Annotated in this window: 25 protein-coding genes and 2 pseudogenes; 18 read left to right on the top strand and 9 right to left on the bottom strand. The window is 62.2% G+C overall.

Going from position 1 to position 25,218, the window contains the following annotated elements; genetic code table 11:
• Nucleotides 1–87: 87 nt before the first annotated feature.
• The 3 genes and pseudogenes from AACY13_RS11030 to mapR all read left to right on the top strand — a co-directional run.
• A pseudogene (locus AACY13_RS11030) lies at nucleotides 88–264 on the top strand (integrase); the annotation flags it as partial.
• 213 nt (nucleotides 265–477) lie between these two features.
• Nucleotides 478–1,893 carry a cytochrome c oxidase accessory protein CcoG gene (gene ccoG, locus AACY13_RS11025; RefSeq protein WP_339461452.1) on the top strand — a complete coding sequence of 472 codons (1,416 nt, stop codon included), beginning with the start codon at nucleotides 478–480 and terminating at the stop codon, nucleotides 1,891–1,893.
• Between the two features lie 64 nt (nucleotides 1,894–1,957).
• Entirely contained in the window at nucleotides 1,958–3,367 is a 1,410-nt protein-coding gene (gene mapR, locus AACY13_RS11020; protein WP_339461451.1) for a GntR family transcriptional regulator MpaR, read from the top strand.
• A 28-nt stretch (nucleotides 3,368–3,395) separates the two neighbouring features.
• Here the strand turns inward: mapR and AACY13_RS11015 are convergent, their stop codons facing one another.
• The 5 genes from AACY13_RS11015 to AACY13_RS10995 all read right to left on the bottom strand — a co-directional run bounded on the left by AACY13_RS11015 (nucleotide 3,396) and on the right by AACY13_RS10995 (nucleotide 9,194).
• On the bottom strand, nucleotides 3,396–4,658 hold the full coding sequence (locus tag AACY13_RS11015; RefSeq protein WP_339461449.1) for a cyanophycinase: 1,263 nt from the start codon (nucleotides 4,656–4,658) through the stop codon (nucleotides 3,396–3,398).
• A gap of 102 nt (nucleotides 4,659–4,760) precedes the next feature.
• Nucleotides 4,761–5,522, bottom strand: coding sequence for a transporter substrate-binding domain-containing protein (locus AACY13_RS11010; protein WP_339461447.1), 762 nt, complete (start codon nucleotides 5,520–5,522; stop codon nucleotides 4,761–4,763).
• Nucleotides 5,523–5,672: 150 nt separating this feature from the next.
• The gene (locus AACY13_RS11005) at nucleotides 5,673–6,953 is read right to left on the bottom strand and encodes an OprD family porin (RefSeq protein ID WP_339461446.1); all 1,281 of its coding nucleotides are present in this window, start codon (nucleotides 6,951–6,953) and stop codon (nucleotides 5,673–5,675) included.
• Nucleotides 6,954–7,031: 78 nt separating this feature from the next.
• Complete coding sequence (locus tag AACY13_RS11000) at nucleotides 7,032–7,355, bottom strand: hypothetical protein (protein WP_339461444.1); 324 nt, start codon at nucleotides 7,353–7,355, stop codon at nucleotides 7,032–7,034.
• 72 nt (nucleotides 7,356–7,427) lie between these two features.
• Nucleotides 7,428–9,194: a cyanophycinase gene (locus tag AACY13_RS10995; protein ID WP_339461443.1), complete on the bottom strand. Its 1,767-nt coding sequence runs from the start codon at nucleotides 9,192–9,194 to the stop codon at nucleotides 7,428–7,430.
• A 451-nt stretch (nucleotides 9,195–9,645) separates the two neighbouring features.
• Between AACY13_RS10995 and AACY13_RS10990 the strand changes: the two genes are divergently transcribed.
• The 12 genes from AACY13_RS10990 to AACY13_RS10935 all read left to right on the top strand — a co-directional run bounded on the left by AACY13_RS10990 (nucleotide 9,646) and on the right by AACY13_RS10935 (nucleotide 19,278).
• A complete protein-coding gene (locus AACY13_RS10990; RefSeq protein WP_339461442.1) occupies nucleotides 9,646–10,422 on the top strand; it encodes an ABC transporter substrate-binding protein in 777 nt (258 codons plus the stop codon).
• A gap of 92 nt (nucleotides 10,423–10,514) precedes the next feature.
• Nucleotides 10,515–11,204 (top strand): ABC transporter permease, encoded by a 690-nt coding sequence (locus tag AACY13_RS10985; protein WP_339461440.1) that lies wholly within the window; start codon nucleotides 10,515–10,517, stop codon nucleotides 11,202–11,204.
• Between the two features lie 15 nt (nucleotides 11,205–11,219).
• Nucleotides 11,220–11,915, top strand: coding sequence for an ABC transporter permease (locus AACY13_RS10980; protein ID WP_339461439.1), 696 nt, complete (start codon nucleotides 11,220–11,222; stop codon nucleotides 11,913–11,915).
• 9 nt (nucleotides 11,916–11,924) lie between these two features.
• Nucleotides 11,925–13,037, top strand: a complete 1,113-nt coding sequence (locus AACY13_RS10975) for a succinylglutamate desuccinylase/aspartoacylase family protein (RefSeq protein WP_339461437.1) — start codon at nucleotides 11,925–11,927, stop codon at nucleotides 13,035–13,037.
• Nucleotides 13,038–13,057: 20 nt separating this feature from the next.
• Nucleotides 13,058–13,825, top strand: coding sequence for an ABC transporter ATP-binding protein (locus tag AACY13_RS10970; RefSeq protein ID WP_339461436.1), 768 nt, complete (start codon nucleotides 13,058–13,060; stop codon nucleotides 13,823–13,825).
• Between the two features lie 132 nt (nucleotides 13,826–13,957).
• On the top strand, nucleotides 13,958–14,905 hold the full coding sequence (locus tag AACY13_RS10965) for a MurR/RpiR family transcriptional regulator (protein ID WP_339461435.1): 948 nt from the start codon (nucleotides 13,958–13,960) through the stop codon (nucleotides 14,903–14,905).
• Nucleotides 14,906–15,144: 239 nt separating this feature from the next.
• A complete protein-coding gene (locus AACY13_RS10960; protein ID WP_339461433.1) occupies nucleotides 15,145–15,939 on the top strand; it encodes an outer membrane protein OmpK in 795 nt (264 codons plus the stop codon).
• Nucleotides 15,940–16,221: 282 nt separating this feature from the next.
• Nucleotides 16,222–16,701 carry an LEA type 2 family protein gene (locus tag AACY13_RS10955; protein WP_339461431.1) on the top strand — a complete coding sequence of 160 codons (480 nt, stop codon included), beginning with the start codon at nucleotides 16,222–16,224 and terminating at the stop codon, nucleotides 16,699–16,701.
• Nucleotides 16,702–16,897: 196 nt separating this feature from the next.
• Entirely contained in the window at nucleotides 16,898–17,233 is a 336-nt protein-coding gene (locus AACY13_RS10950; RefSeq protein WP_339461430.1) for a hypothetical protein, read from the top strand.
• A 160-nt stretch (nucleotides 17,234–17,393) separates the two neighbouring features.
• On the top strand, nucleotides 17,394–17,735 hold the full coding sequence (locus AACY13_RS10945; protein ID WP_339461428.1) for a zinc ribbon domain-containing protein YjdM: 342 nt from the start codon (nucleotides 17,394–17,396) through the stop codon (nucleotides 17,733–17,735).
• 561 nt (nucleotides 17,736–18,296) lie between these two features.
• Nucleotides 18,297–19,019 (top strand): substrate-binding periplasmic protein, encoded by a 723-nt coding sequence (locus tag AACY13_RS10940; RefSeq protein WP_339461426.1) that lies wholly within the window; start codon nucleotides 18,297–18,299, stop codon nucleotides 19,017–19,019.
• Nucleotides 19,020–19,083: 64 nt separating this feature from the next.
• Complete coding sequence (locus AACY13_RS10935; RefSeq protein WP_339461425.1) at nucleotides 19,084–19,278, top strand: hypothetical protein; 195 nt, start codon at nucleotides 19,084–19,086, stop codon at nucleotides 19,276–19,278.
• A gap of 194 nt (nucleotides 19,279–19,472) precedes the next feature.
• Here the strand turns inward: AACY13_RS10935 and AACY13_RS10930 are convergent, their stop codons facing one another.
• Nucleotides 19,473–20,255: a hypothetical protein gene (locus tag AACY13_RS10930; protein ID WP_339461424.1), complete on the bottom strand. Its 783-nt coding sequence runs from the start codon at nucleotides 20,253–20,255 to the stop codon at nucleotides 19,473–19,475.
• 214 nt (nucleotides 20,256–20,469) lie between these two features.
• Between AACY13_RS10930 and AACY13_RS10925 the strand changes: the two genes are divergently transcribed.
• Nucleotides 20,470–21,198, top strand: coding sequence for an endonuclease (locus tag AACY13_RS10925; RefSeq protein ID WP_339461423.1), 729 nt, complete (start codon nucleotides 20,470–20,472; stop codon nucleotides 21,196–21,198).
• 101 nt (nucleotides 21,199–21,299) lie between these two features.
• Nucleotides 21,300–21,881, top strand: a complete 582-nt coding sequence (locus tag AACY13_RS10920; protein ID WP_339461422.1) for a DUF1415 domain-containing protein — start codon at nucleotides 21,300–21,302, stop codon at nucleotides 21,879–21,881.
• A gap of 100 nt (nucleotides 21,882–21,981) precedes the next feature.
• On the opposite strand, the gene AACY13_RS10915 is transcribed toward AACY13_RS10920, so the two are convergent.
• On the bottom strand, nucleotides 21,982–22,398 hold the full coding sequence (locus AACY13_RS10915; RefSeq protein WP_339461421.1) for a CBS domain-containing protein: 417 nt from the start codon (nucleotides 22,396–22,398) through the stop codon (nucleotides 21,982–21,984).
• 222 nt (nucleotides 22,399–22,620) lie between these two features.
• Here AACY13_RS10915 and AACY13_RS10910 point away from each other — a divergent pair, with 222 nt between their 5' ends.
• Complete coding sequence (locus tag AACY13_RS10910) at nucleotides 22,621–23,019, top strand: hypothetical protein (protein ID WP_339461419.1); 399 nt, start codon at nucleotides 22,621–22,623, stop codon at nucleotides 23,017–23,019.
• Nucleotides 23,020–23,209: 190 nt separating this feature from the next.
• Here AACY13_RS10910 and AACY13_RS22710 read toward each other — a convergent pair whose 3' ends face one another.
• A complete protein-coding gene (locus AACY13_RS22710; protein WP_445262572.1) occupies nucleotides 23,210–23,980 on the bottom strand; it encodes a methyl-accepting chemotaxis protein in 771 nt (256 codons plus the stop codon).
• Nucleotides 23,981–24,073: 93 nt separating this feature from the next.
• Nucleotides 24,074–25,177 (bottom strand): annotated as a pseudogene (locus AACY13_RS22705) (HAMP domain-containing protein); the annotation flags it as partial.
• Between the last annotated feature and the right edge of the window lie 41 nt (nucleotides 25,178–25,218).

Below are 25,218 nucleotides of genomic sequence, written 5' to 3'. Positions count from 1 at the left end.
AGTATCCACTGGGCGATAGCTGTGACCACTGCTCTGGCTAACCATCCTTGTCTTCCCAAACGTGGAGGACTTGCCATGAACATTATCGCCACCTATGGCACTCACACGATGAGACGTACGAAGGCATCACTGATCTATCGCTGGACGAAGAACCTACGTGCGGTTCAATTACTGCTAGGCCATACGAAGCTGGAGAGCACCGTGCGATACCTCGGGATCGGGGTTGATGACGCCTTGGAGATGGCGGAGCAGACCGAGGCTTGACCATGTATAGCGACGGTCGAAATTAGACCGTCGCTAACCGGCCAGAAGCCCCCTTCTAGACAGACCGCTTTTGGCCGATTGCCGCCCCCCACACACTAAAGCCAGATATCCCCCATCATCTGATCCGCTTTTTATTTGAAAACCTGAGTCTGTTATCCAAATACCCGCGCTCGCATCATTCGCCTCGCCTGATAAAGCCCGACGAGGCCCGTAATGAGCGAACGTATTCCCGCGCAGATCATCGAGACCATCGACCCGCGCCAGCCTATCCGCCTGACCCCATCCCAGGCTGGAGGACCGATTCACACCCGCAGTTTTAGCGGCCGTTTTCGCAATCTGCGCCTGTACGGTGCGGGCTTGCTGTTTCTGATCTTCTTCGGCACCGCCTGGCTGGACTGGGACGGTCGCCAGGCGGTGCTGTGGAACCTGGCCGAGCATCGCTATTACATCTTCGGCGCGACCTTCTGGCCGCAGGATTTCACCCTGCTCTCGGCGCTGTTGATCATCGCCGCCTTCGGCCTGTTCACCATCACCGTGGTGGCCGGACGCGTGTGGTGTGGCTACACCTGCCCGCAGAGTGTGTGGACCTGGGTGTTTATGTGGGCGGAGAAAATCACCGAGGGCGAACGCAATCAGCGGGTCAAGCTGGATGCCGCGCCCTGGTCGCTGAACAAGCTGGCGCGGCGCAGTGCCAAGCATGGGATCTGGCTGGCGGTCAGTCTGCTGACGGCGCTGACCTTTATCGGTTACTTCACGCCGATCCGCACGCTGGCCAGCGACCTGCTGCGCCTGCAACTGGAGGGCGGAACCCTGGTGTGGGTGCTGTTCTTTATGGCTGCCACCTACCTCAACGCCGGCTGGCTACGCGAGAAGGTCTGCGTGCATATGTGCCCCTACTCGCGCTTTCAGAGTGCGATGTTCGACGATGACACCCTGCTGGTAGCCTACGACGCCAAGCGTGGCGAAGGCCGTGGCCCGCGCAGGAAGGACAGCGACCACAAGGCCGAGGGCCTGGGCGACTGCATCGACTGCCAGATGTGCGTGCAGGTGTGCCCGACCGGTATCGATATCCGCGACGGCCTGCAGATCGACTGCATCAGCTGCGCCGCCTGCATCGACGCCTGCGACGGGGTCATGGACAAGATGGGCTACGCCAGAGGCCTGGTCGGCTATCACTCCGAGCGCGAGCTGCAAGGCGGCAAGACCCACTGGCTGCGCCCGAGACTGGTCGGCTATGGCATCGCGCTGGTGTTGATGCTCGCCGCCTTCGTCTGGGCCTTGAGCGCGCGCTCGATGCTGTCCATCGATTCGGCCAAGGACCGCAGCATGTACCGTGAAAATCAGCTGGGGCAGATCGAGAACACCTACCTGCTCAAGGTAATCAACAAGACCCAGCAGCCGCAGCGCTATGGCCTGACGCTAGTCGACAGCCCCGGCCTGCGCCTGGATGCACCACCGCAGCTGCAGCTCAACCCTGGGGAAATCCTCGATGTGCCGGTGACCCTGGTGCAGCTGGTCGAGCAGGCTACCGGCGCGGCCAGGCCGGTGCGTTTCGAGCTAAGCAACCTGGCCGATGCGGATGAGCGCGCGCACAGCCAAAGCGTGTTTATCGCCCCGCGCGGGCGCTGACAGTCGCATGGCGCGGCAACTCCCCGTAGAGTGCGCTGATCTGCTGAGCGCCCCTACGAATACGATGAAACGCTACGAGAAATTCGCCGACCAGATTGCCGAACTGATCCGCAGCGGCATGCTCGCCCCCGGCGAGAAGGTGCCGTCGGTACGCCATGCCAGCCGTACCTATGGGGTCAGCCCGTCCACGGTGTTCCAGGCTTATTACCTGCTGGAAGACCGTGGCCTGGTCCAGGCCCGCGCTCGCTCCGGCTACTTCGTCCGCGAGCTGGCGCGGCATTCGCTGGCCGAACCGGAAACCAGCCAGCAACCGACGCAGACCACCGAGGTGGGTGTCAGCGAACTGGTGTTCTCGGTACTCGCCTCGCTGAAGGACCCGGACACCGTGCCGTTCGGCTCGGCCTTCCCCAGCCCCGACCTGTTTCCCCTGCCGCGTCTGGCCCGCTCCATGGCGCACAGCCTGCGCGATATGCAGCCGCAGGCGGTGATCGCCGATATGACCGAGGGCAACCCCAACCTGCGCCGGCAGATCGCCCTGCGTTATATGGTCAGCGGCGTGAGGCTGGCGCTGGAGGAACTGGTGATCACCAGCGGGGCCATGGAAGCGCTGAACCTGTGCCTGCAATGCGTGACCCAGCCGGGCGATCTGGTGGCCATCGAGGCTCCCGCCTTCTACGCCACCCTGCAGGTGCTGGAGCGCTTAAAGCTCAAGGCGGTGGAAATCCCGGTCAACCCGCGCGAAGGCATCGACCTGGAGGTGCTGAGCGAGCGCCTGGCCAGCCTGCCGATCAAGGCCTGCTGGTTTATGAGCAGCCTGCAGAACCCCCTGGGCGCGAGCATGAGCGAGGCGAAGAAAGCCGAGCTGTACGAGCTGCTACACCGCCATCAGGTGCCGCTGATCGAGGATGACGTGTACGCCGAACTGTACTTCGGTAGCCAGCCGCCCAAGCCGGTGAAGAGCTTCGACCGCGACGGCCTGGTGATGCACTGCGGCTCGTTTTCCAAATGCCTGGCCCCCGGCTACCGGGTTGGCTGGGTGGCCGGCGGACGCTATGCCGAGCAGATCAGCCGGCTCAAGCTGATGACCACCATCTCGCCTTCGGTGCCGGCCCAGGCCGCCCTGGCCGACTACCTGCAACACGGCGGTTATGACCGCCACCTGCGCAAGCTGCGCCACGCCCTGGAAACCCAGCAGGCCTCGATGCTCGCCTCGGCGGCGCGGCACTTTCCCGCCAGCACCAAGGTGACCCGGCCCAGCGGTGGCTATTTTCTCTGGTTCGAGTTCCCCGAGCAGGTCGACTCGCTGCAGCTGTTCCAGCTGGCCCTGGCCCAGGGCATCAGCCTGGCCCCGGGGCCGATCTTCTCCGCCACCCGGCGCTTCGGCAATTGCGCGCGCTTGAACTACGGCCATCCCTGGAGCGTCCAGAGCGAACAGGCCATGGCCGTGCTGGGGCGCATCATCGACTCGTTCTGAGCCTGAGCCTGCGGCGTTAAAGGCCGGCTCAGTTAGGCCGGAAATCCATCAGCAAACGCAGATAGGACAGCATGCTCTTGCCGCCGATAGCGCCCTGGTAGCCGTGGCTGTCGAACTGACTGCTTTTGATCAGGTCGACGCGAAAGCGCGGGTTGCTTTCATAGGTGCGCCCCAGGGTGCTGGTCACGCGGCTGTCGAACAGGTCGGCACTGACCTTGACGAACTCGCGCGGTTTGCGCCGGCCAGCCGTGGTGCTGTTGTTCGGGCTGCTGAAAATATCGGTGGTGGCGGTCAGCGCCGAACTGTAACGCTCACGGCCACGCAGGCTGGTCTTGCCGCTGGCTATGACAAACTGGCCGGTTACCGGGCGGTAGCGATCACCGGCGGTCAGGTAGCTGCCCAGCACATCGTAGAGCGCATAGCTGCTGCCGGTGCCGCGTTCCTTGTTACGCAGGTCGAAGATAAATACGCCGTTTTCACCGACCACCTCCATTTCCACCTGACCCAGGGTCGGGTTGTGCTGCACCAGCAAGGCGGTGTTTTCATCCACGCCGAAGGCAAAGGGCACCTGGGTGTAGTCGGCCAGGCGCACGATCCGGCCCTGACGGCCGCGCTCGCTGAAATGGGTATCGAGCAAGCCGTAATTGAAGAAGCCAAAACCACCCTGCATGTCATAGGACAGATCGTCACCGCCCGGCGAGGTGTACACGCCATAACGCAGCGCTTCGTAACTTTCACCACCGGTGATCATCGGCCCCTGCACCATGATCGCGGTGCCGGCACTGGTGCCCGCCAGTACCGCGCCGGCGTTATGCCGCGCACGAATGGCCGCCAATGCTGGACTGTCGGCACGGGTCGCGGTTTGCAGGGTCTGGGTCAGACGCGACTGGTCGCCACCGCCGAAGAAGAAGCCGGTCATGCCGTTGATCTGCGCGACCACCTGCGGGTTGCTGTTATTGCTGATGTTATCCAGGTCGATGGGGATCCACTGGGCATCGGCCGCACCGTAGGTCTTCAGCAGTTCGGCGTAGAACTCGCCGTTGGCCTGGGCGTTACGCGCATTCGCGGTGCCGGCATCGGGGTCCTGGCTGGACGGGATTGAAGCGGCGGTGATCACGCCAATACGCGCCTGGCCGCTACCACCGGCCAGTTGAATCAGGCGCTGGTAGATCGCCGCATTGTCATCCTTGATCGCCCCGCCGATCAGTACCAGCGGGCCGGCCCCGTAGCCCGCCATGGGCAACAGCGCGAGTAGAAACAGGGTGCAACGCAAGATTTTGCTAACCATCATTTTCGAGTTCTCCGATGTGCGCTCGGCGCACGCTTGTTATGGGTGTTGTAAAACGGGAACTGCTGCAGATAACGCCTGGCTTCTTGAGTGGGAAACACCTCGCTAGTAAACCGAGAACTGCTTGAAGTACTGCTTCTCGATGCGCTTGTAGACGCCGTTGCTGAGAATCACGCTGAGCGCCCTATCCAGGCGTTCCCGCAGAACCTGGTCACCCTTGCGCACGGCGATGCCCTGGCCTTTGCCAAAGTGCTTGGGGGCGACCACCTTGTTGCCGACCTGCTCGAAACCCTGGCCCTGGTCCGTGTCGAGAAAGCCGAAATAGCCGGACACCGCGTCATCCAGCACCAGCTCGACGCGTCCCTCGCCGAGCGCCTGGTACATGACCTCGGCGGAATCGAAGCGCAGCACCTCGGTATGCCGCTGGTATTTGTCGGTAAGGAAACGGTCGTAGGTGGTATCGCGCTGCACGCCCAGGCGTTTGCCGGCTATACGCCGAGGGGTGACGATTACTTCGTTGACCAGGCCCTTGCGGGCGAAGAAGAACGCCGGGGTCTGGGCGTATTTGGCGGTGAAATCCACACGCTCGGCGCGCTGCGCGGTGATCGACATGGACGCCAGAATCAGGTCCGCGCGCTGCTCCTCGAGCGCCGGAATCAGATCGTCCCAGGCAAAGCGGACCAACTGACAGTCCGCCGCCATGGCCTGACACAGGGCCTGGGCGATATCGACATTGAAGCCGCGCAATTGGCCCGCTGCATCGACTTCCTCGAAGGGCGGAAACTGGCCCTCCATGGCGATACGCAAGGGTTGCGCCTGCAGCCCAAAGGCCAGCAGGTAAAGAATCAGAGGCAGAACAATACGCATGCTGTTGCTCTCATTAGGTAGCGCTGCATAAGGCCGCTGGAAAAAAACGGCACCCGCGGGTGCCGCCAGGTCAAAGGAGCATGGAAAAGACCTTCAAGGCTCGAGGTTTCACAGCCCCCGGGATGCAATCGGGGGCTGGGTACAACACCGTTACAGCAGGCTCAGCGGGTACTCGATGATCAGGCGTACGTCCTGCAGATCATTGTCAAAAGCTGTGGAGCGATGGGTGGCCTGACGCAAGCGCAGAGACAGATCCTTAGCAGCACCGGACTGCACCACGTACTTGGCTTCAAGGTCGCGCTCCCAGTGCTTCTCGTTGTCGCCAGCCCAACCAGCAAAGGCACCATTAGGATCAGCCTTGGTGCCATCGATCTGGTCACCTTTGATGTAGCGCGCCATAAAGCTCAGGCCCGGCACGCCGAAAGTCGCCATATTGAGGTCGTAACGTGCCTGGAAGGAGCGCTCGTTCGGGGCGTTGAAGTCGGAGTACTGCACCGAGTTGGCCAGCCAGATCGAGTCGCCACCGATGTAGTCGAAGAACTCGTCGCCATTGACCTTCTGGTACGCCAGGCTGAGCTTGTGCGCGCCGAAGCTGTAGGCCGTCTTCAGCGAGTAGGTCAGGGTATCCAGCTCGCCTGCCAGGGCATCGCCCTGATCATCGGTCTTGTACGCCACCAGATCGAAGTTCAGCGACTGCTCGTCGGACAACGGGATGCTGTAGTAGACGTTGGTGAAGTACTGACGCCAGATGTCTTCGGCTTCGCTGGCGTAGAGCGCCACACTGAGGTTGTCGGTGAAGCTGTAGGTACCGCCGACGAAATCGACGCTGCGCGCCTCGACTTCGGCGTATTCACTGGTCAGCTCGCCATCGGAATTGCTCGAGTTGCGACGGTTGATCGCGGTGAAGTGGCCCGCCTCAAGCGACAGGTTGTCGATTTCGTTGCTGAACAGCTGGAAGCCCGTGGCGGTTTCCGGCAGCAAACGTGAATCGGCAGTAGCGAAAACCGGTGCCGTTGGGCGCTGCTCACCAAACTTCAGCTCGGTGGAGGAAATATGCGCCTTGACCGCACCGCCCAGTTCACCAGTGTTGTCTTCGATGCGACCATCACCGTCAACCGGCAGGATGCCGTTACCCACGCTGCCACGCCCGCCATCAAGCTTGATGCCGCCGTATGCATGAGCATCGACACCGAAGCCGACGGTGCCTTGGGTAAAGCCGGAGGCGTAGTTCAGGTGCATGCCATGCGCCCACTCTTCACGGGTATTGCGCTGGCTGTTGACGAAGTTGCGCTGCATATAGAGGTTGCGGTTCAGCAGTTTCAGGCTGCTGTCTTCGATAAAGCCCTTGGAATCCTGCTGCTCGCCGGCGACGGCGAATTGCGCCCCGGCAGCGACCGCCAGGGCGATCAGGCTCAGTTTTACGACTTTCATGGCTTACTCCATTGGTTTTTTTATTGAACATCTCGAAAATCCGTCGCGGGTAGCGACGCATTCCTTGCAGCACTGGCGCTAAGCAAACTGCTCCAGCGACAGTTCGGGCGGGCACACGCCCTTGCTGATCACAGCCTCCAGGCACAGAGTCGTTTCAGACTCAGCCCAGCAAACGAAATAACCTTTTGCTTTCAACCGTTTGAGCTTGAACGGCCATTCCAGCTCGGTACTGTCCTGAAGCGCCCGCAGGCTCGCCGGCAATTGGATAATCGAGTAGAAGCCAGCTGCGGTTTGCACTCGCTCAAGCACCCGCAGCGCAGGCTGCGTGACGGCTAAAGCGTGACTGCTCTGGGGCTGCAACAGCTTTTCCAGGGCGAACGATTCCAACCTGCTGATTTGCATACAGGGCTCTTGCTTGAATTCGGATTAGGGAATCAGCGCCGTGGACAAAGCGGCGCTGAGCGACTTAGGTCATCACTTGAGCAAGCCACTGACCTTGGCCAGCGTCTGCGCCACTTCGGCTCGCGTCACCGGCGCATTCGGCTTGAAGCGGCCCTTATCAGCCTGCAACCAGCCCTCGCCCACCGCCAGGCTGGCAGCTTCGGCGAAGGCTTTATCAACACCACCGAGGTCGCTTAGCGCGGCGGTTTTAGCCAGGCTGATGCCCTGATAACGCTCCACCAGCGCCTTGCAGGCCAGCGCCCACTCCTTGCGAGTGACCGGCTGACTGCCGGCAAAGGCATCAGCGCTGGTCATCCAGCCATTGGAAAGCACCGCATTGAGCTGATCGCGCATCGGGGCATCCGCACCGATATCAGTGAGTTTGGGCAGCGCATCCAGTTTGGGCTCGGCGGCCAGGGTCATCTGCAGGGCGTTGGCCAGCTCCAGGCGGGTAATCGGCCGTTGCGGCTCGAAGGCGTTCTGCTCGTTGAGGGTCATCAGACCACGAAAGCTGACGGCACGAATCGCATCGCCCGCCGCGCCGGTGTCGGCATCTTGCGGCGCGCTGCTCGCCGGGTCGCCGAGGTTGGCGTTGACCGGGCGAATATCCAGGCGCACACCGCTGACGCTGTAGTTGGTCAGCGAATCGTAGAACTGGCTGTGGGCACTGAAGTCAGCGGTTTTACTGAACTCGAAGCGGTAACCGTAGTGGTAGCCGGTGAGCGGGTTGTAGCGAGTCATCAGGCCGACCTGACGCATCGCAGTGTTGTCCGCCAGGCCATAGAGCACTGCCCGGCCAATTGCCGAAACGGCGGACAGATCGGTGATCAGCTGGTTGCCCACCAGGTATTCGTTGCCGGCTTCAATGCCGGCTTTGCCTTCGGCAGGCTGCACCTTGCCGCTAGCCAGGTCATAGCGATCGCCGTTACCGAGCATGGCCAGGCGCACATTGCTCAACTGGGTGCCGTAGACACCGAAGGTCTTCTCGGCCTGGCTGGCGTCCATCACGGTCAGATAACCCTCGCCAAGCACCTGCACCTGACCTTCGGGGTTTACCCACATGGCGGTGTTGGTATCCAGGCCAAAACCCTTACTCACCGGTTGCCCGGCGAGGTAAGCCGCCATGCGCGCGGCGCGGCCGGTGCTGGTTTCCTCAATCTGGTCGAGGTGCTGATCGATGATGCCGCCGCTGAACAGGCCCGAGCCTTTGAGCACCGCCGCGCCACGCTGGTCGGCCTTGCTGGCCACGCCGAAATCCAGGGTATCCATGACCACGCCATAAGCCGTGGGCATTTGCGCGCCGAGGATGCTGGCACCAGCGCTGGTACCGGCGACCACGCCGCCCTTGTCATACACCTTGCGCACTGCCTGCATCAGCAACGACGGGCTGCCATCGGCATTGAACAGCGCGCGGGCGATACGCGCCTGATCGCCACCGACAAACCACACCGCGCTGGCCTCGCCCAGTGGCTTGACCACCGCTGCGTCATTCATGGTGGCCTGGTAGTTACTCTTGTCGATACCGACGATGCTGATGCGCTCGGCCGGGATGCCCAGGGCCACCAGCTCACTCATAAAGCGCTTGCTCGAACCCTGACTGCCGCTGGCGGTTGGCATGATCACGATGCGCGCATCTCTCTGCCCGCCCGCCAGTTCGATGAACTTTGCGTACACCGGCGCATTGCTCGCACGCAGCATGCCGCCGACAGCCAGTAAATGGCCTTCAGCCAGGGCGGCAGAGCTTGCACAGGAAAGGATCAGGGCGGCCACCGCCACGCGCTTGTTCAGCTGCTTTTTCATTCTTATTGCTCTTGTTATGAGAATTCGTGCGAGCCGGTGTTCCGGCCCCGTCAGCGCCTCCCTGCAGCAGGTAGAACACCGCGCCAATCCTGGCTTTTCGGCTGTGAATTTAAATTTTCACAATTTCGATTTGTGAAATTTTATATACCAATAGAAAAACTCAATCAACCCTTTAGCGCCGACCTCCAGCCGTTCAAACGACGTAAAAAAATCTTCACCAGCAGCTATCAACCGTGCTAGAGCGGTTTGAGCCACTTATCCGACAGAACGCATTTGACACAAATATTTCTATTAAGTAAATTTGTGAAAACAAACATATCACTCGATGCCACACTAAATTCCCAGGCCGCGCCATCTGGCGCAGCCATTGCTGCAGGCAGTACCTGCTGATCGCAGGCCCAGGCATGACGATCAGCGCACACCCAAACCGCCCCATCAAGGAGTCAATAAGATGAACAAGATCGCACTTCTCGGCGCTCTGGCGCTCAGCGCCGCCAGCACCTTCAGCTTCGCCGGCCAGGACAACCTGCGCATCGGTATCGAGGCGGCCTACCCACCCTTCGCCTTCAAAACCCCAGACGGCAAGATCAGCGGCTTCGACTACGACATCGGCAACGCCCTGTGTGCGGAAATGAAGGTCAAATGTGAGTGGGTCGAACAGGAATTCGACGGCCTGATTCCATCGCTGAAAGTGCGCAAGGTCGACGCCGTGCTGTCGTCCATGTCGATCACCGAAGACCGCTTGAAATCGGTGGATTTCAGCAAAAAGTACTACCACACCCCCGGCAAGCTGGCGATGAAGGCCGGTAGCGAAATCAAGGACCCGCTGGTCGATCTCAAGGGCAAGAAGGTCGGTGTACAGCGCGCCTCCACCTATGATCGTTTCGCCTCTGACCAATTCGAAGCCGCCGGCATTGAAGTGGTGCGCTACGCCTCGCAGAACGAAGCCTTCCTAGACCTGGCTTCCGGTCGTCTGGACGCCACCCTGGCGGACATCATCAACATCGATGAAGGCTTTATTAAAACCCCTGCCGGCAAGGGTTTCGCCCTGGTCGGCCCGGACTTCAACGACCCGAAATACTTCGGTAACGGTGCCGGCATCGCAGTGCGTAAAGGCGACAGTGAAAACGCCGCTCGCCTCAGCGCCGCCATTGACGCCATCCGCGCCAACGGTACCTACCAAGACGTGCAAGCCAAGTACTTCGAGTTCGATATCTACGGCAAGTAAGCACCCTTCGTGCGTCATCGGTGCCTCCACTGCGAGGCACCTTTTTCTCGTTGTAGCGCAGGCCATTCGGCCTCTGCGTGAGGACCTCCACCATGCTCCACGGCTACGGCTCGACCATTCTCGAGGGCGCTTGGCTGACCCTCAGTCTGGCCCTCACTTCCATGACCCTGGCGATTACCCTAGGCCTTGTTGGTGCAGCGTTTCGCCTGTCCCCACTGAAATGGCTGGCATTGCTCGGCGAAGGCTACGCCACGATTATTCGCGGTATTCCTGACCTGGTACTGATTCTGCTGATCTTCTACGGCGGCCAGGACCTGGTGAACCGCGCGGCACCGCTGTTCGGTTACCACCAGTACATCGACATCAACCCCTTTATCGCGGGGGTCTGCACCATGGGCTTTATCTTCGGTGCCTACCTCTCGGAAACCTTTCGCGGTGCCTTTATGGCCATCGCCAAAGGTCAGGCCGAAGCCGGTGCGGCCTACGGCATGAGTGGCATGCAGGTGTTCTGGCGGATTCTGGTGCCGCAGATGATCCGCTTCGCCATCCCCGGCTTTACCAATAACTGGCTGGTGCTGACCAAGGCCACCGCGCTGATTTCCGTGGTGGGCTTGCAGGACATGATGTTCAAGGCCAAGAACGCCGCCGACGCCACCCGCGAACCGTTCACCTTTTTCCTCGCGGTTGCCGCGCTGTACCTGTTGCTCACCACGGTGTCCCTGCTGGCCCTGCGCCTGCTGGAGAAACGCCACTCCGTGGGCACCCGACTGGCCGAACTCTAAGCGAGACTTTCTACCGTGCTTGATTTCCATGTGATTGCCGACAGCCTGCCGCTGTATAGCGGCGGCGTGTTGGTAACCTTCAAACTGCTGTTTATCGCCCTCGCGCTGGGCCTGACGCTGGCCATTCCATTGGCACTGCTGCGCGTCGCGCGCACGCCCTGGCTCAACGGCCCGGCCTGGCTCTACACCTATGTAATCCGCGGCACGCCGATGCTGGTGCAGCTGTTTCTTATCTATTACGGCCTGGCGCAATTCGAGGCCGTGCGTGAGAGCCTGCTGTGGCCGTATTTCTCCAGCGCCACCTTCTGCGCCTGCCTGGCATTTGCCATCAATACCAGCGCCTACTCGGCGGAAATTCTCGCGGGCAGCCTCAAGGCCACACCCCATGGCGAGATCGAAGCAGCTAGAGCCGTGGGCATGTCGCGCTTCACCCTGTACCGCCGCATCCTGCTGCCCTCGGCGCTGCGCCGGGCGCTGCCGCAGTACAGCAATGAAGTGATCATGATGCTGCACACCACCTCGCTGGCGTCGATCGTCACCCTGATCGATATCACCGGCGCGGCGCGCACCGTCAGCTCGCGCTACTACATGCCATTCGAGGCCTTTATCACCGCCGGGCTGTTCTACCTGGTGCTGACTTTTATCCTGGTGCGCCTGTTCAAGCTGGCCGAAGGCCGCTGGCTATCCCACCTGGCCCCGCGCAAGAACTAAGGGAAACCCATGGAACATATTCAGCACCAGCTGCCCTGGAGCACAGCGGGAACAGAACGCCGGCTCTCGGTATTTCGTTTTGGCAGCGGCCCGCGCAAAGCTTATATCCAGGCCTCGTTGCATGCCGATGAGCTGCCGGGTATGCGCGTGGCGGTGGAACTCAAACAGCGGCTACTCGAACTGGAACAACAAGGCCGGCTCAATGGGGTGATCGAACTGGTGCCGGTGGCCAACCCGATTGGCCTCGGGCAGATGTTTCAGGCCACCCACCAGGGCCGCTTCGATCTGGCCAGCGGGCAGAACTTCAACCGCGACTTTCCCGCGCTGGCCGAGCTGATCGTGCCGCAACTTGAAGGCTGCCTGGGTGATGACGGGCAAGCCAACGTGAAGCTGATTCGCCGCCTGATGCGCCAAGCCATTGCCGAGCTGCCGGCCGCAAGATCGGAGCTGGAAGGCCTGCGCCGCCTGCTGCTGCGACAAGCCTGCGACGCCGATGTGGTACTCGACCTGCACTGCGATTTCGAATCGATCATGCTGCTCTACGCCTTACCGCAGCACTGGCCAAGCCTGAAACCACTGGCCGCGCGCCTGCATGCCGGTGCGGTACTGCTGGCCGAGGACAGTGGCGGCAATTCCTTCGATGAAGCCTGCGCCGTACCCTGGCTGCGCCTGGCCGAGCGCTATTCGGATGCCAACATTCCGCTGGCCTGTATGGCGACCACCATCGAGCTGCGCGGCATGGCCGACACCGATCGCACGCAGGCGCAGCACAGTGCCGACGACATTCTCGGCTTTCTCGCAGACCAAGGGCTGATCAGCGGCGACTGGCCCGCCGCGCCTTTCTCCTGTTGCGAAGCCACGCCCTTTGCCGGCGCGCAGTACGCCTACGCGCCGCACCCTGGCGTGGTGAGTTTTCTGCAACCGCTGGGCGCACGGGTAATAGTCGGTGACACGCTATTCGAGGTGATCGACCCGCTAAGCGATCAGCACACCGTGGTGCACGCCACCACCTCAGGAATCCTCTACGCCCGCGAACGTCTGCGTTATGCCCAGCCTGGCCTGTGGCTGGCCAAGGTCGCCGGCCAGCAACCGATTCGCCAGGGCCGCCTGCTTACCGACTAACAACAAGAGAATCCGCCGCCATGTACACCTTGGAAATCGACAACCTGCACAAACGCTATGGCACCCATGAAGTGCTCAAGGGCGTGTCCCTGACCGCCAAGGCTGGCGATGTCACCAGCATCATCGGCTCCAGCGGCTCGGGCAAGAGCACCTTCCTGCGTTGCATCAACCTGCTGGAGCAACCGCACAGCGGGCGCATCCTGCTTAATAACGAAGAACTCAAGTTGCAGTCGCATAAGGCGAGTGGCGCGCTCAAGGCCAGCGACCCCAAACAGCTGCAACGCATGCGTTCGCGCCTGTCGATGGTCTTCCAGCACTTCAACCTGTGGTCGCATATGAGCGCCCTGGACAACGTCATTGAAGCGCCTGTGCATGTACTGGGCATGAGCAAGAAGGACGCTCTGGAAAAGGCCGAACACTACCTGAACAAGGTCGGAGTGGCTCATCGTAAAGATGCCTACCCGGCGCATATGAGTGGCGGCGAGCAGCAGCGTGTGGCGATTGCCCGCGCCCTGGCCATGGAGCCTGAGGTGATGCTGTTCGACGAGCCGACCTCGGCGCTGGACCCGGAACTGGTCGGCGAGGTACTCAAGGTCATGCAGGACCTCGCCCAGGAAGGCCGCACCATGGTGGTGGTCACCCACGAAATGGGCTTTGCCCGCGAGGTGTCCAACCAGTTGCTGTTCCTTCATCAGGGCCGCGTCGAAGAAAGCGGCTGCCCGCGCGAAGTGCTGGCTCAGCCGAAATCCGAGCGTTTGCAGCAGTTTCTCGCCGGCAACCTGAAATAAGCTGCACCCGCAGTGCCGACCGCGTGCAATGCCACAGCCGCGGTCGGCTTCGGATACACTTCAGCCGCAACGACCCAGGCCCGCCCGACCCGGCGCGCACGCCCAATCCTTCAACGTGCTGAAAGCCCATCCATGCCGACTTCTGCCAAGAACGTAACTGTCTACGCCGCCCCGGTGATGCGCAAACTGGCGGAAATCGCCCCGCACTTGCAGCCGTCGCTGCGCAAGGTGGCCGACTTTATCCTGCGCCACCCGCTGAAAGCCGCGACCCTGACCATCGAGGAAATGGCGGTGGAAACCGCCACCTCGGCGGCCGCCGTCAACCGTCTGGCAAAAGCCGTCGATCTGGGCGGTTATACCGGGCTGAAAGCCGAACTGGTGAGCACCCTGCAACAGATGGTGTCGCCGGTAGACAAACTGCGCAATGAACTGGCGCATCGCCCGGACGGTGCCTTCGGCCTGCACGAGCAGGTGCAGATCGCCAGCAGCAACCTGGCCACCGCCGGAGCCAATAACAGCGCGGACACTTTCGAAGCCTTTGTCAGCTGCCTGATCCAGGCGCGCAAGATCTACATCCTCGGCTTCGGCAACAGCGCCTATATGGCCGGTCTGGCAGCGGCCAACCTGGTGCCGTTCTGCGCCGATGCCACGGCAGTGAGCATGGAAGGCGGCAACGAAAACGCCGCCTACCGCCTGGCCGCCATCACCGAACAAGACGTGCTGCTGTCGATTTCCCTGCCGCGCTACTCCCTCGATACGCTGCAGCTGTCGCGCTTTGCCAGCGAACGCGGCGCGACCGTGCTGGCGATCACCGACTCGCCCGCCTCGCCGCTGACCACCATCGCCAAACATGCGCTGTTTGCCCCAGCTGATCACCCGGTACTGATCAGCTCCAATACCTCGGTGCTGGCCTTGATCGAAGGCCTGGTCGCTGGGGTAATGGCGCGCAACAAGGAAGCGGTGCAACTGGCCGCCAAACTGACCGAAAGCGTGATGTCCTACCTGCATGTAGCGGGCAGCGACAAGCCGGTGCGCAAGCCGATCAAACGCCGCGCCGGCACCACGCCGCGGCAGAGCTGACCGCCAGCACTCGGGCAGTGCGCACCAACTTAAGGCTGAAACTGTCCATTCGGTCAGTTATCAGTGCATGAGCGTATTTACATTCCCCGGCAAACCACTAGAGTGCGCGCCCGCAGCGCTCTGCGTGGCGGTGTTGTGGACAGAAGCAGGACTTGGCCTTGTTCTTGCTCAAGCTCCGACAGCCTGACCACTTAGACAGGTTTAAAACCATAATTCAGCACTTTGGGGAGCACCACTCGATGAACCGTACCCTTTCCTCCCTGGTCCTGGCCGGCGGTTTGCTGGCGGGCGGCCAGGCTATCGCCGGCGACCTGATGCACTGGCAGAACAACAGCCTGACCTACCTCTATGGCCAGGATTTCAAGATCGACCCGGAAATCCAGCAGACCATCACCTTCGAACACGCCAGCGGCTGGGCTATCGGCGACCTGTTCTTCTTCGTCGACACCATCAAGTACAACACCGACGCCACCAATGGCGCGGGCGACGGCCACACCTTCTACGGCGAGTTCTCGCCGCGCCTGTCGTTCGGCAAGCTGTTCGACAGCAAGCTGGAATTCGGCCCGATCAAGGACGTGCTGCTGGCCGCCACCTACGAGTTCGGCGAAGACGATGTCGAGTCCTACCTGATTGGCCCGGGCTTCGATCTGGCGATCCCCGGCTTCGACTATTTCTCGCTGAACTTCTACAACCGGACGACGGATGGCAAGCGCGACGGCGATAACGTCTGGCAGATCACCCCGGTGTGGAGCTACACCATCCCGGTGGGCAAGTCCGACATTGTCATCGACGGCTTCATGGATTGGGTGGTGGACAACGACGAGAGCTACCACGCCAACCTGCACTTCAACCCGCAGATCAAGTACGATCTGGGCAAGGCCATGAACTGGGGCGAGAAGCAGTTGTATGTCGGCATCGAATACGACTACTGGAAGGACAAGTACGGCATCCAGGACGGCGGTTTTGTCAGCGACAACTTCGTCGGTTCGACCGATCAGAACACCGCCAGCCTGCTGGTAAAAGCGCACTTCTGATTCGCCGCGACTCGGCCCGGGCAACCCCGGGCCGAGCGCACAGCACCAGCCCCCCCTTCAGGGCGTTCTGCCAGCGTGCACTCGACACACCACCGCCCCCCTGCTGCCACCGCTTGGCCCGGCCACCACCGGCAAGGGCAACCCTTGCAGCGGGCGGCAATCGCCGTCTGCTCCTCGGCCTCAGGCCGCCCGTAACGCCAGATCAGGCGGCGCTGCCGTGAGCAAAAGCCGCCACGCAGGGTCTACTATCCTGTCCTGACCTCCATAACGGAAAACCCGAGCATGCCCGACACCCTGATCAAGTGCCTGCGCCCCCTGGGCCTGGCCCTGCTGCTCGGCCTCAGCGCCTGCAGCACCCTGGCCCCGCGCGACCCGCTGCATATCGACCTGGTCGGCCTGGAACCCTTGCCCGGCCAGGGCCTGGAAGTGCGCTTCGCCCTCAAGCTGCGGGTGCAGAACCCCAATGAAACCCCCATCGACTTCAACGGCGTGGCCGTGCAGCTGGATATCAACAAGCAGCCGCTGGCCAGCGGCGTCAGCAACCAGAGCGGCCAGGTACCGCGCTTTGGCGAGACCGTCATCAGCATTCCGGTGAGCATTTCCGCCTACTCGGCCATGCGTCAGGCCTGGGGCGCGGCGGGCTATCAGGGGGCCAAGGGCCTGCCCTATGAACTGCGCGGCAAACTGGCCGGCGGCCTGCTGGGAACCCGCCGCTTCAGCGACAGCGGCACCCTCAATTGGCCCGAGCCGGCACCGCGCTAACGGCTTCGGCAGCCGCCCCGTAGGGTGCGCACGGCTCACCCTACGGGGCCGGCCCTATCCAGCGAAGGGATATCGCCGCTGGTCGGCCGGCCATTCTCTTTACAAAAGCTTTACACAATCTCCAGTGGAATTTTTTCCGGACACAGGGTCAAAAGTTCTAACCGGCGCGTGCCGACCCCCTGGAGGATTTTCACTCATGATTGGCCGCATTCCCTTAATCGCGGTGCTTGTTGGCAGCCTGGCCTTTGCCGGTCAGGCGGCAGCCGACCATGGCTCGCGCAGCGACGCGCTGATTACCGGGGCCGTAGTCGGGGCCGTGGTCGGCGGCGTGATCGCCAGCAGCCGACATGCCCCGCCGGTCTATGTCGAGGTGGCACCGCCACCACCCCGGGTCGTCTATTACGAGCCCCGCCCGTACTACGAGCCCTACCCGGTGGTGGTCGAACACCGCTATTACAAACCGCGTCATCACAAGCACCACCGGCATTACCGCAAGCACCATCGCCACGACCGGGCCTACTACCGCTGGTAGGCCCCCCGCCCTCACCGCGCGGGCCAACGGGCGGCAGCGGGCCGCCCGCCCTCAGCGGCAGAGCCACGGATGGCGGGTCTGCGACCATCCGCGCCGCCAAAAACCCGATAAAACCCTATACACTATGCGGCTTTGATTATTCCCAAGCCGAGGACCTCGCGTGAGCACGTTGCCAGCCTGCCCCAAATGCAATTCCGAATACACCTATGCAGACGGCGAGCTGCTGATCTGCCCGGAGTGCGCCCACGAGTGGTCGGCCAACGCCAGTGCGGAGGCCGCGGACGATGCCAAGGTGATCAAGGATTCGGTCGGCAATGTGCTGCAGGACGGCGACACCATCACCGTGATCAAGGACCTCAAGGTCAAGGGCTCCTCGCTGGTGGTCAAGGTCGGCACCAAGGTCAAGGGCATCCGCCTGTGCGATGGCGACCACGATATCGACTGCAAGATCGACGGCATCGGCGCGATGAAGCTGAAGTCCGAGTTTGTGCGCAAGGTCTGACAGGCCTGCTGCAACCAAGCCCCGGCCCAGCAGCCGGGGCTTTTTTGTGGCGGTGCGGCCGTTGACTGTGGCGATGCCCCAGGTCTGTGGTGCGTGGCGCGGCTCAGATTCCCCCGGTGGGAGAAGGGAGCAAACCGCGCCATCTGTAGGAATTGCTGCAGGCAACAGGTAACGGGGACATAGCCCTAACCGTTGCATCGCGATCTCCCGCAAGAGTCGCGGCCACGCGGCGAATGCTCCCCTCTCCCCAACCCTCTCCCCGGAGGGGCGAGGGGACTAATCGGTGCCATCTGTAGGAGCGGTCCATGACCGCGAAAGTGTCTGGCCTCGCGTGGTTCGCGGGCATGGGACTGCGCGCCCCGCCCGCGCCTACAAGGAACTGCTGCATGCACAGCTAACGGGACTGCATGCGCTGGGTAGGGTGCGCCGTGCGCACCGGCGTGGCCGCGGGGTCTTCCCCACGCCCAGGCAATCGCGCGACGACGCCGCATTTTCCCCACCATTGGCTAGCATCATTAGTGCACTGCGCCCGGGATCGCGCAGTGCCGGAAGGAGGCCACCATGCCCAGTGTTGCCCTGTGTCTGTTGCTGCTGCTCACATCCGCCGTGCAGGCCGAGCCCTGGCGGGTGGTCGGCGACGAGCAGTTCGCCCCTTACAGCTATGTCGCCCTCGAGAACGACACCCCGCTCGGGCTGGATGTCGAACTGGTGGAAGCGGTGCTGGCCGAGGCCGGGCTGCCTTACATACTGCGTCTCTACCCCTGGGAGCGGGTCAAGCGCATGCTCGACCGCGGCACGGCGACCATGGCCTTCCAGTTCGCCGGTACCCCGGAGCGCATGCAAAAATATGAACTGGTTGGCCCCCTGCGTGCCGGTTCCACGGTCTTTATGACCACCGGCAAAACCGCCATCGATGACTGGGTGCAACTGGAAGATCTGTCGCCCTACGTGATTGGCCAGGTCCGGGGCTATGCCTACCAGGCAGACTTCGACAAAGCCGTCCTGGCCCGCGACACCAGCGCACAGAACCCGCGGCAACTGGTTTCCATGCTGCTGGCCGGACGCATCGACATCATCATCGGCGACCGGGTGCAGCTGATGTATTTCGTCCGCGAGCAGCGTGCCGAACAGCACGTACGCATCCTGCCCAAAGCGCTGGTGGAAATGCCGCGCTATGTGGCCTTCGCCAAGGGCGACAGCGTCCGCGCCGGGCAGTTTGCCGCGGCCCTGGAGCGCCTGCGGCAGAACGGCGAGCTGGACCTGATCTACCAGCGCTGGCAATAATCGGCCGTCGCCATAAGCCCTTCTAGGGCGCGATCACGCCCAGCCACTCTGCCCGGAGCCCAACATGCGCCAATTTCGCTACCCGCTGCTAATCACCGCCACGCTAGCCCTCGGGGCCTGCGGCGCAGGTGAAACCGCGGTCGTCGCCGATCTGCAGGCGAAAAAGGCAGCACAGGCGCAGCAGCAAATGGAGCAGCTCAAGCAACAGATCGAGCAGGCCAACCAGTACAACAACAAGCGCCTCGAAGAGACCTACTAACAGGCCGTTGAAAAACGTAGGCGAGACAGGCAAGACAATACCGATGGCGGCCCCACAAAAACGGCCGAAAAACGGACTGGGCTCGCACGCGAGTTTACGAGCTGTAAATGAGCATTTTGAGACGCCGCGTCCCGGGCCGTTTTTAACGCAGGATTGCCAACGCAGGTAGTTTTTCAACAGCCTGCTAAGCCCCGCTACTGCACCGGCAGAAAGTTGAGGAACAGCAGGCCGTGGGCGTAGTTGACCCCGATCCGCCGGTAACGCTCATCCAGCACATCGGTCAGCAGATCCAGGCGCGCGACCATCTTGCCGAACTCCACGGCGTAGCTGAGGTTATAGCCCTCGGCCGAGATCTCGTTGGACAGCAGCCAGGGCCGGCCCTGGCTGTCGCGGCGGTTGGCGAGCATCCACTGGGCCTTCTCGATATTGCGCGCGGCGTTGTGGATAAACTGCGCATCCAGCGAATCGGTCAGGTAGTACTGGGTCCGCCCGCCGTGGGCGGTGATCAGCATGCTGGCCATGGAATAGATAAAGGCCGCGACCCGGTCGCCCTGATACTGCCCACTCAGCGCATAGCCCAGGGCCGCCACATCGGTGCGCCCGCCCAGTTCCGTCAGCGGCTGGTTCTGCTCCACCGCGACATGCACCGCACGCTTGGCCGCCGGCAGGTCGGCAAACCCGCCCTTGCGCCACTCCTGCGGGTTGCGCGCGTAGAGTTTGTCCATCAGCCGATAGAGGCTGTTGAGGTTGTTGCGCATGCTCAGGGTGGCCATGCGGTCGGCGCTGCTCTGCAGCAGCTCGCTGGCCTTGATCGGGCTGCGGTTGCCGACAATCGACTGATGATCCTGAGCGGCGCACCCCGCCAGGCCGAACCCCAGCAGCGCCAGCGCCACGACCCGCCAAGCGCGCCCCAGCGGTAGCCCGAGCCAGGCGTTCAGAGGGCCATGCGGCCGTGTCCAGCGGTAACCAAATCCCATCAGTGGCAATCCATTTGCAGCGATCCGATGGGGTAAAACTAGCAACAAAATCCGTCCTGTGCGTTTTTTGTACAAAATTTTATGACTCGTAACGCAATCAAGCACCTAGCTGCGCAACTTAAAGCACCACAGCAGATTGCGCTGTCAGGCAGAAAGCCCTCCCGCCAGCGGGTCGCTGCGGTTATGATGCGCGGCTTTTTGCCCCGAGTCGCTCATGTCCCGCCTGTTTGCCCTGCTCTGCCTGCTGCTGGTCGCCCCAGCGGTTTACCCCGACGCCCCACAAAACTTCGCCGCCGCCAAGAAAATCGCCTGGCGGCTGTATGCCGAACGACCCAGCACCTTCTATTGCGCCTGCGCCTACCAAGGCAACCAGGTCGACCTCGACAGCTGCGGCTACAACGTGCGCAAGCAGCAGCGGCGCGCCGCCCGGGTGGAATGGGAGCATGTGGTACCGGCCTGGGTGATCGGCCATCAGCGCCAGTGCTGGCAGAACGGCGGGCGCAAGAACTGCACCCGCACCGACGCCAGGTTCAAGGCCGCCGAAGCCGACCTGCACAACCTGGTGCCGAGCATCGGCGAGGTCAACGGCGACCGCTCCAACTACGCCCTCGGCATGCTCGGCGACAAACCCACGCAGTACGGGGCCTGCCCCATGGTGGTCAACTTCAAGGCGAAAACCGCCATGCCGCCGCAGCCGGTACGCGGTGCCGCGGCGCGCATCTATCTGTATATGGCCGACCACTACCAGCTGCGCCTGTCCAAGCTCGACCGGCGCACCTACGAAGCCTGGAACCGCCAGTACCCGGTCAGCGAATGGGAGCGCTGGCGCAACCAGAAGGTCGGCTGCGTGATGGGTCACGGCAATCCCTATATCGGGGTCATCGACCCGGCGCGCTGCAGCCCGCTGCGCCGTGCCGGCAACCCGCAACGCAATAGCGGCTAAGCCCCTCGGGGGTTGCCGCGCCCGGCAATAGCGCAAAAGCCCGGCGCGCCGCTATTGGCGCTAAACTTGACGCCCACCAGCCAGCCCGAGTCGTTCGCCCTATGCCCAGCACCGCCACCCCGAGCGCCGCCCGCGCCATCGCCGAAACCCGCGCCTGGGTCGAGCGCGCCGTGATCGGCCTGAACCTCTGCCCGTTCGCCAAGGCGGTACAGGTCAAGGGGCAGGTCCGCTATGTGGTCTGCGCCAGCGCCGAACCCGCCGTCCTGCTCGCCGCACTGATCGACGAACTGCACCACCTGGCCAACTGCCCGGCGCAGGAAACCGACACCACCCTGCTGATCCACCCCGCAGCCCTTGGCGACTTTCTCGACTTCAACGACTTCCTCGCCGTGGTCGACGACAGCCTCGACGACCTCGGCTACAGCGGCATCCTGCAGGTGGCCAGCTTCCACCCGCAGTTCCAGTTCGCCGACACCGCGCCTGCGGATATGGGCAACGCCACCAACCGCTCGCCCTACCCGACCCTGCATATCCTTCGCGAAGCCAGCATCGACCGCGCCGTGGCCGCCTTTCCCGAGCCGGAGGCGATCTTCGACGCCAATATCCAGACCCTGGAAGCACTCGGCGCAGACGGCTGGGCCGCCCTGCAGGCGCAGTGCCGCGAGGATGCCCAGGACAGCTGAGGGCGCGCCGCCTAGGCGGGCACAAGCGCCCGCCAGCGCATTTTGGTGCAGGCCGCCGCTATTCGCCGCACCCATGCACCGCAGCGGTGCGCAGCCGGGTTTAGGCCGAAGCAGACAGCTGACCCAGCACCCGGTCCAGCTGCTGTAGCAGATGGCGACGGCTGATCACCCCCAGCACCTTGCCGGCACCATCCACCACCGGGTAGCTCTTGGGCTTGTCGCCGAGCATCTGCTGAGCCAGGGCCATGGGGTCCATATCGCCGCGCACGCTGAGCACATCGCTGCGCATGATGTCGCGCACCGTGGCCACGCGCTGGTTGTAGTAGGCCACCTGTACCGCCACCCGCAGGCAATCCTGCTCGGACAGCCAGCCCAGCAACAGGCCATCGGCATCGACCACCGGCCCGCCCAGCGCGGCATGGCGGATCAGCAGATTGGCGGCTTGCACCACCGGCATCTGCGGGTGAATACGGGCGAATTCCTTGCTCATGCAATCGGCGATAGAGGCAGTGATCATCAAACGGGCTCCGCAAAAAATGGCGTCATGGGTCTCCGGCTCTGCGTCCGGGCCCACTAGTCTTAGCAAGTTCCACACCCATTTCCCGCAGAACCGCCCAAATCCCTCCACGATGACCACAAACTGTTTACACAGGCTTTACCTTCGCTTACGCAATGCCAGCGCCATGGCGCAGTCGAACTTACTAACCGGACAAACCGGTGCCCAAGAGGAGTTCCGCTCATGCGCTTATCTATTTCGCTTATCGCCGGCCTGGTGGCCAGCCTCGCGCTGATCGCCCAAGCCCCCGCCCACGCTGGTAACCGCGATGCCGCAATTGCCGGCGTGGTCATCGGTGCCGTAGTCGGCGGCGTTATCGCCAGCCAGACCCGCCAGGTGCAGGTGCACCATTACGCGCCACCACCGGTCTACCATCAGCCACGGGTGGCCTATTACCAGCCCCGCCCGGTTTACTACTACCAACCGGCCCCGGCCTACTACAAGGGCAAGCCGCACAAGCACCAGCGCTGGCACAAGCAGCACCGTCGCCACGCCAGCCATTACGGCCATAACGGCCATAACGGCTACCAGGGTCAGCAGGGTCAGCAGGGTCAGCAGGGCCAATATGGCAACCGCCGCTAAACGACAGGCCCAGATCAGCGGCCATGCCGTTCACTAAATAAAAATGCCACTTCCCTCTAACAGGGCAAGCGGCATTTTTCTGGGTTTGGAGTTGTAACCGGGCAGTAACCCACCGGCCTATCGATAGCTGACCAGGCGACTCGCTCCAGGCTTAGGCGGTGCGCCGGCCCAACGCTTCCCGGTCCGCACCTCACTCCGTACGGAAACGTATCACCAGCTGTTTCAGCTCACTGCTCAGATCGCTTTGCTCGCGGGCATAGCCTTCCACTTCCGATGCCTGGGCAGAAATCTGCGTCACCCCGTCGTTGATGGCGACGATGTTCTGATTGATTTCCTCGGTCACCAGGTGCTGTTCTTCGGTGGCAGTGGCGATCTGCATGGTCATGTCGCGGATCATATGCACCTTGCTTTCGATACTCTCGAAAGCGGCCATGACCTCTTCGGAAAGAACGATGGCCTTGCCCGACTCGACCAGGCTTTGATCCATGCTCACCGTCACTTCCTTGATGCGGCTGACCAGCAGGTTGAGGATCTTGTTGATCTGCTCGGTGGAATCCTGGGTGCGCCTGGCCAGATTGCGCACTTCATCGGCCACCACGGCAAAACCACGGCCCTGCTCGCCCGCGCGGGCCGCCTCGATGGCCGCGTTGAGGGCCAGCAGGTTGGTCTGCTCGGCGATCTGCTGAATGGTCGAGAGGATATTGTTGATATTGACCGTTTCCTTCTCCAGCTCCTGAATCACCTTGCTGGAGTCCTGAATGCTGGCCCCCAGCTTGTTGACCCCGGACGTACTGCGGGCAATCACCTCTTTGCCGTTGCGCGTGGCCAACAGCCCCTGCTCCGACACATCGGCGGTCTGCACGCAGGTCTTGGCCACTTCGTTGGCAGCCGAAGACATCTCGGTCACGGCCGTAACGATCTGCTCCACCGCCCCCAACTGCCGCTGCAGCGTGGCCGACATCGCCGTGGTGCGCTCGTTGGTGTCGCTGGACACCCCATGCATGCTGATGGCGCTCTCCTTGATCACCTTGATCATGCCCTGGGTTGACTCGATAAACTGATTGAACCACTTGGCCAGCTCGCCGGTTTCATCCTTGCCCAGCAGGTGCAGGCGACGGGTCAGATCGCCCTCACCTTGCGCGATGGTGCGCAGCCCTTCCTTCACCAGGTTGATCGGATTGACGATACGGTTGGCGATAATCACCCCGGCGATGCCGAATACCAGCACCAACACCACACAGACCACCAGGGTTATCCAGGTCAGCTCGCGGGCGCTCGCATAGATCTCGTCGGCCTGCTTGAAGCCAACGAACTTCCAGCCCAGCTCGGGCGAGGTGTACACATTGGCCATATAGGCCACCCCGTCGATCGCCACCTCGACCAGGCCATTCTGGGTCTGACCGATGGTTGCAAAGTGCTCGCCGGGCAGCTCGCTGACCTTCTTGAAGTTATTGCCCGGCTGCAGGCCATCCACCAGCAGGGTGCCGCTACTCTCCACCAGCATCAGAAAGCCGGTTTCGCCGAAACGCACCTTCTGCGCCATATCGGTCAGCGCTTTGAGCGACACATCCGCCGCCACCACCCCGGCAAACTGCCCGGCGTTGTCCTTGAAGCCCTTGAGTACCGACACATAGACCGCGTCATCCGGCTCCCAGTAATAACCATCGCGGCGGGCCAGGGTGAAATTGGCGTCTCGACCAATGGGGTACCACTCGCGCTTGCGCGGGTCCCAGTCGCCGTAATCACCGGTGCCCGGCCACTCCACATAGCCGCCCTCGGTATCGCTCATATAGACGTAGCCGAAGGTGGGGTTGTTATTCCCGATGCTGGAGAAGTAATCGAAAATCTGCTTCTCGCGCCCACCATTGGCGGTGGCGACCTGACCAGGCTTGCGCGCCTCACCAAAATAGGTGGTCAGCTCACCACTCTCGGTATCCCTCACGGCGGGATATTCCGCCAAGGCCGAAACGGTATAGCCCACCGAATCAAAGAAGGTGGCGAAACTGCTGTTCACCAATTTCATATCCAGGCTGCTGGAGACCTGGAAATTCTCCCTGGCCTGCTCCGTGACATTGCGAATCGTCAGCAGCGCCACAATCAGCACCGGAATCAGGGTAGCAACCAGAAAGCTCACCAGCAGTTTGGACTTGATACTCATGGAAAGTCGCCTTCTCGCAGTTTCGTATTACGCCTTATCGG

Origin of the sequence: Pseudomonas sp. EA_105y_Pfl2_R69, assembly GCF_963970915.1 — a bacterium.
GTDB lineage: Bacteria > Pseudomonadota > Gammaproteobacteria > Pseudomonadales > Pseudomonadaceae > Aquipseudomonas.
Note: the sequence above shows the minus strand (reverse complement) of the source record. Positions and strands in the feature narration are given on the sequence as shown.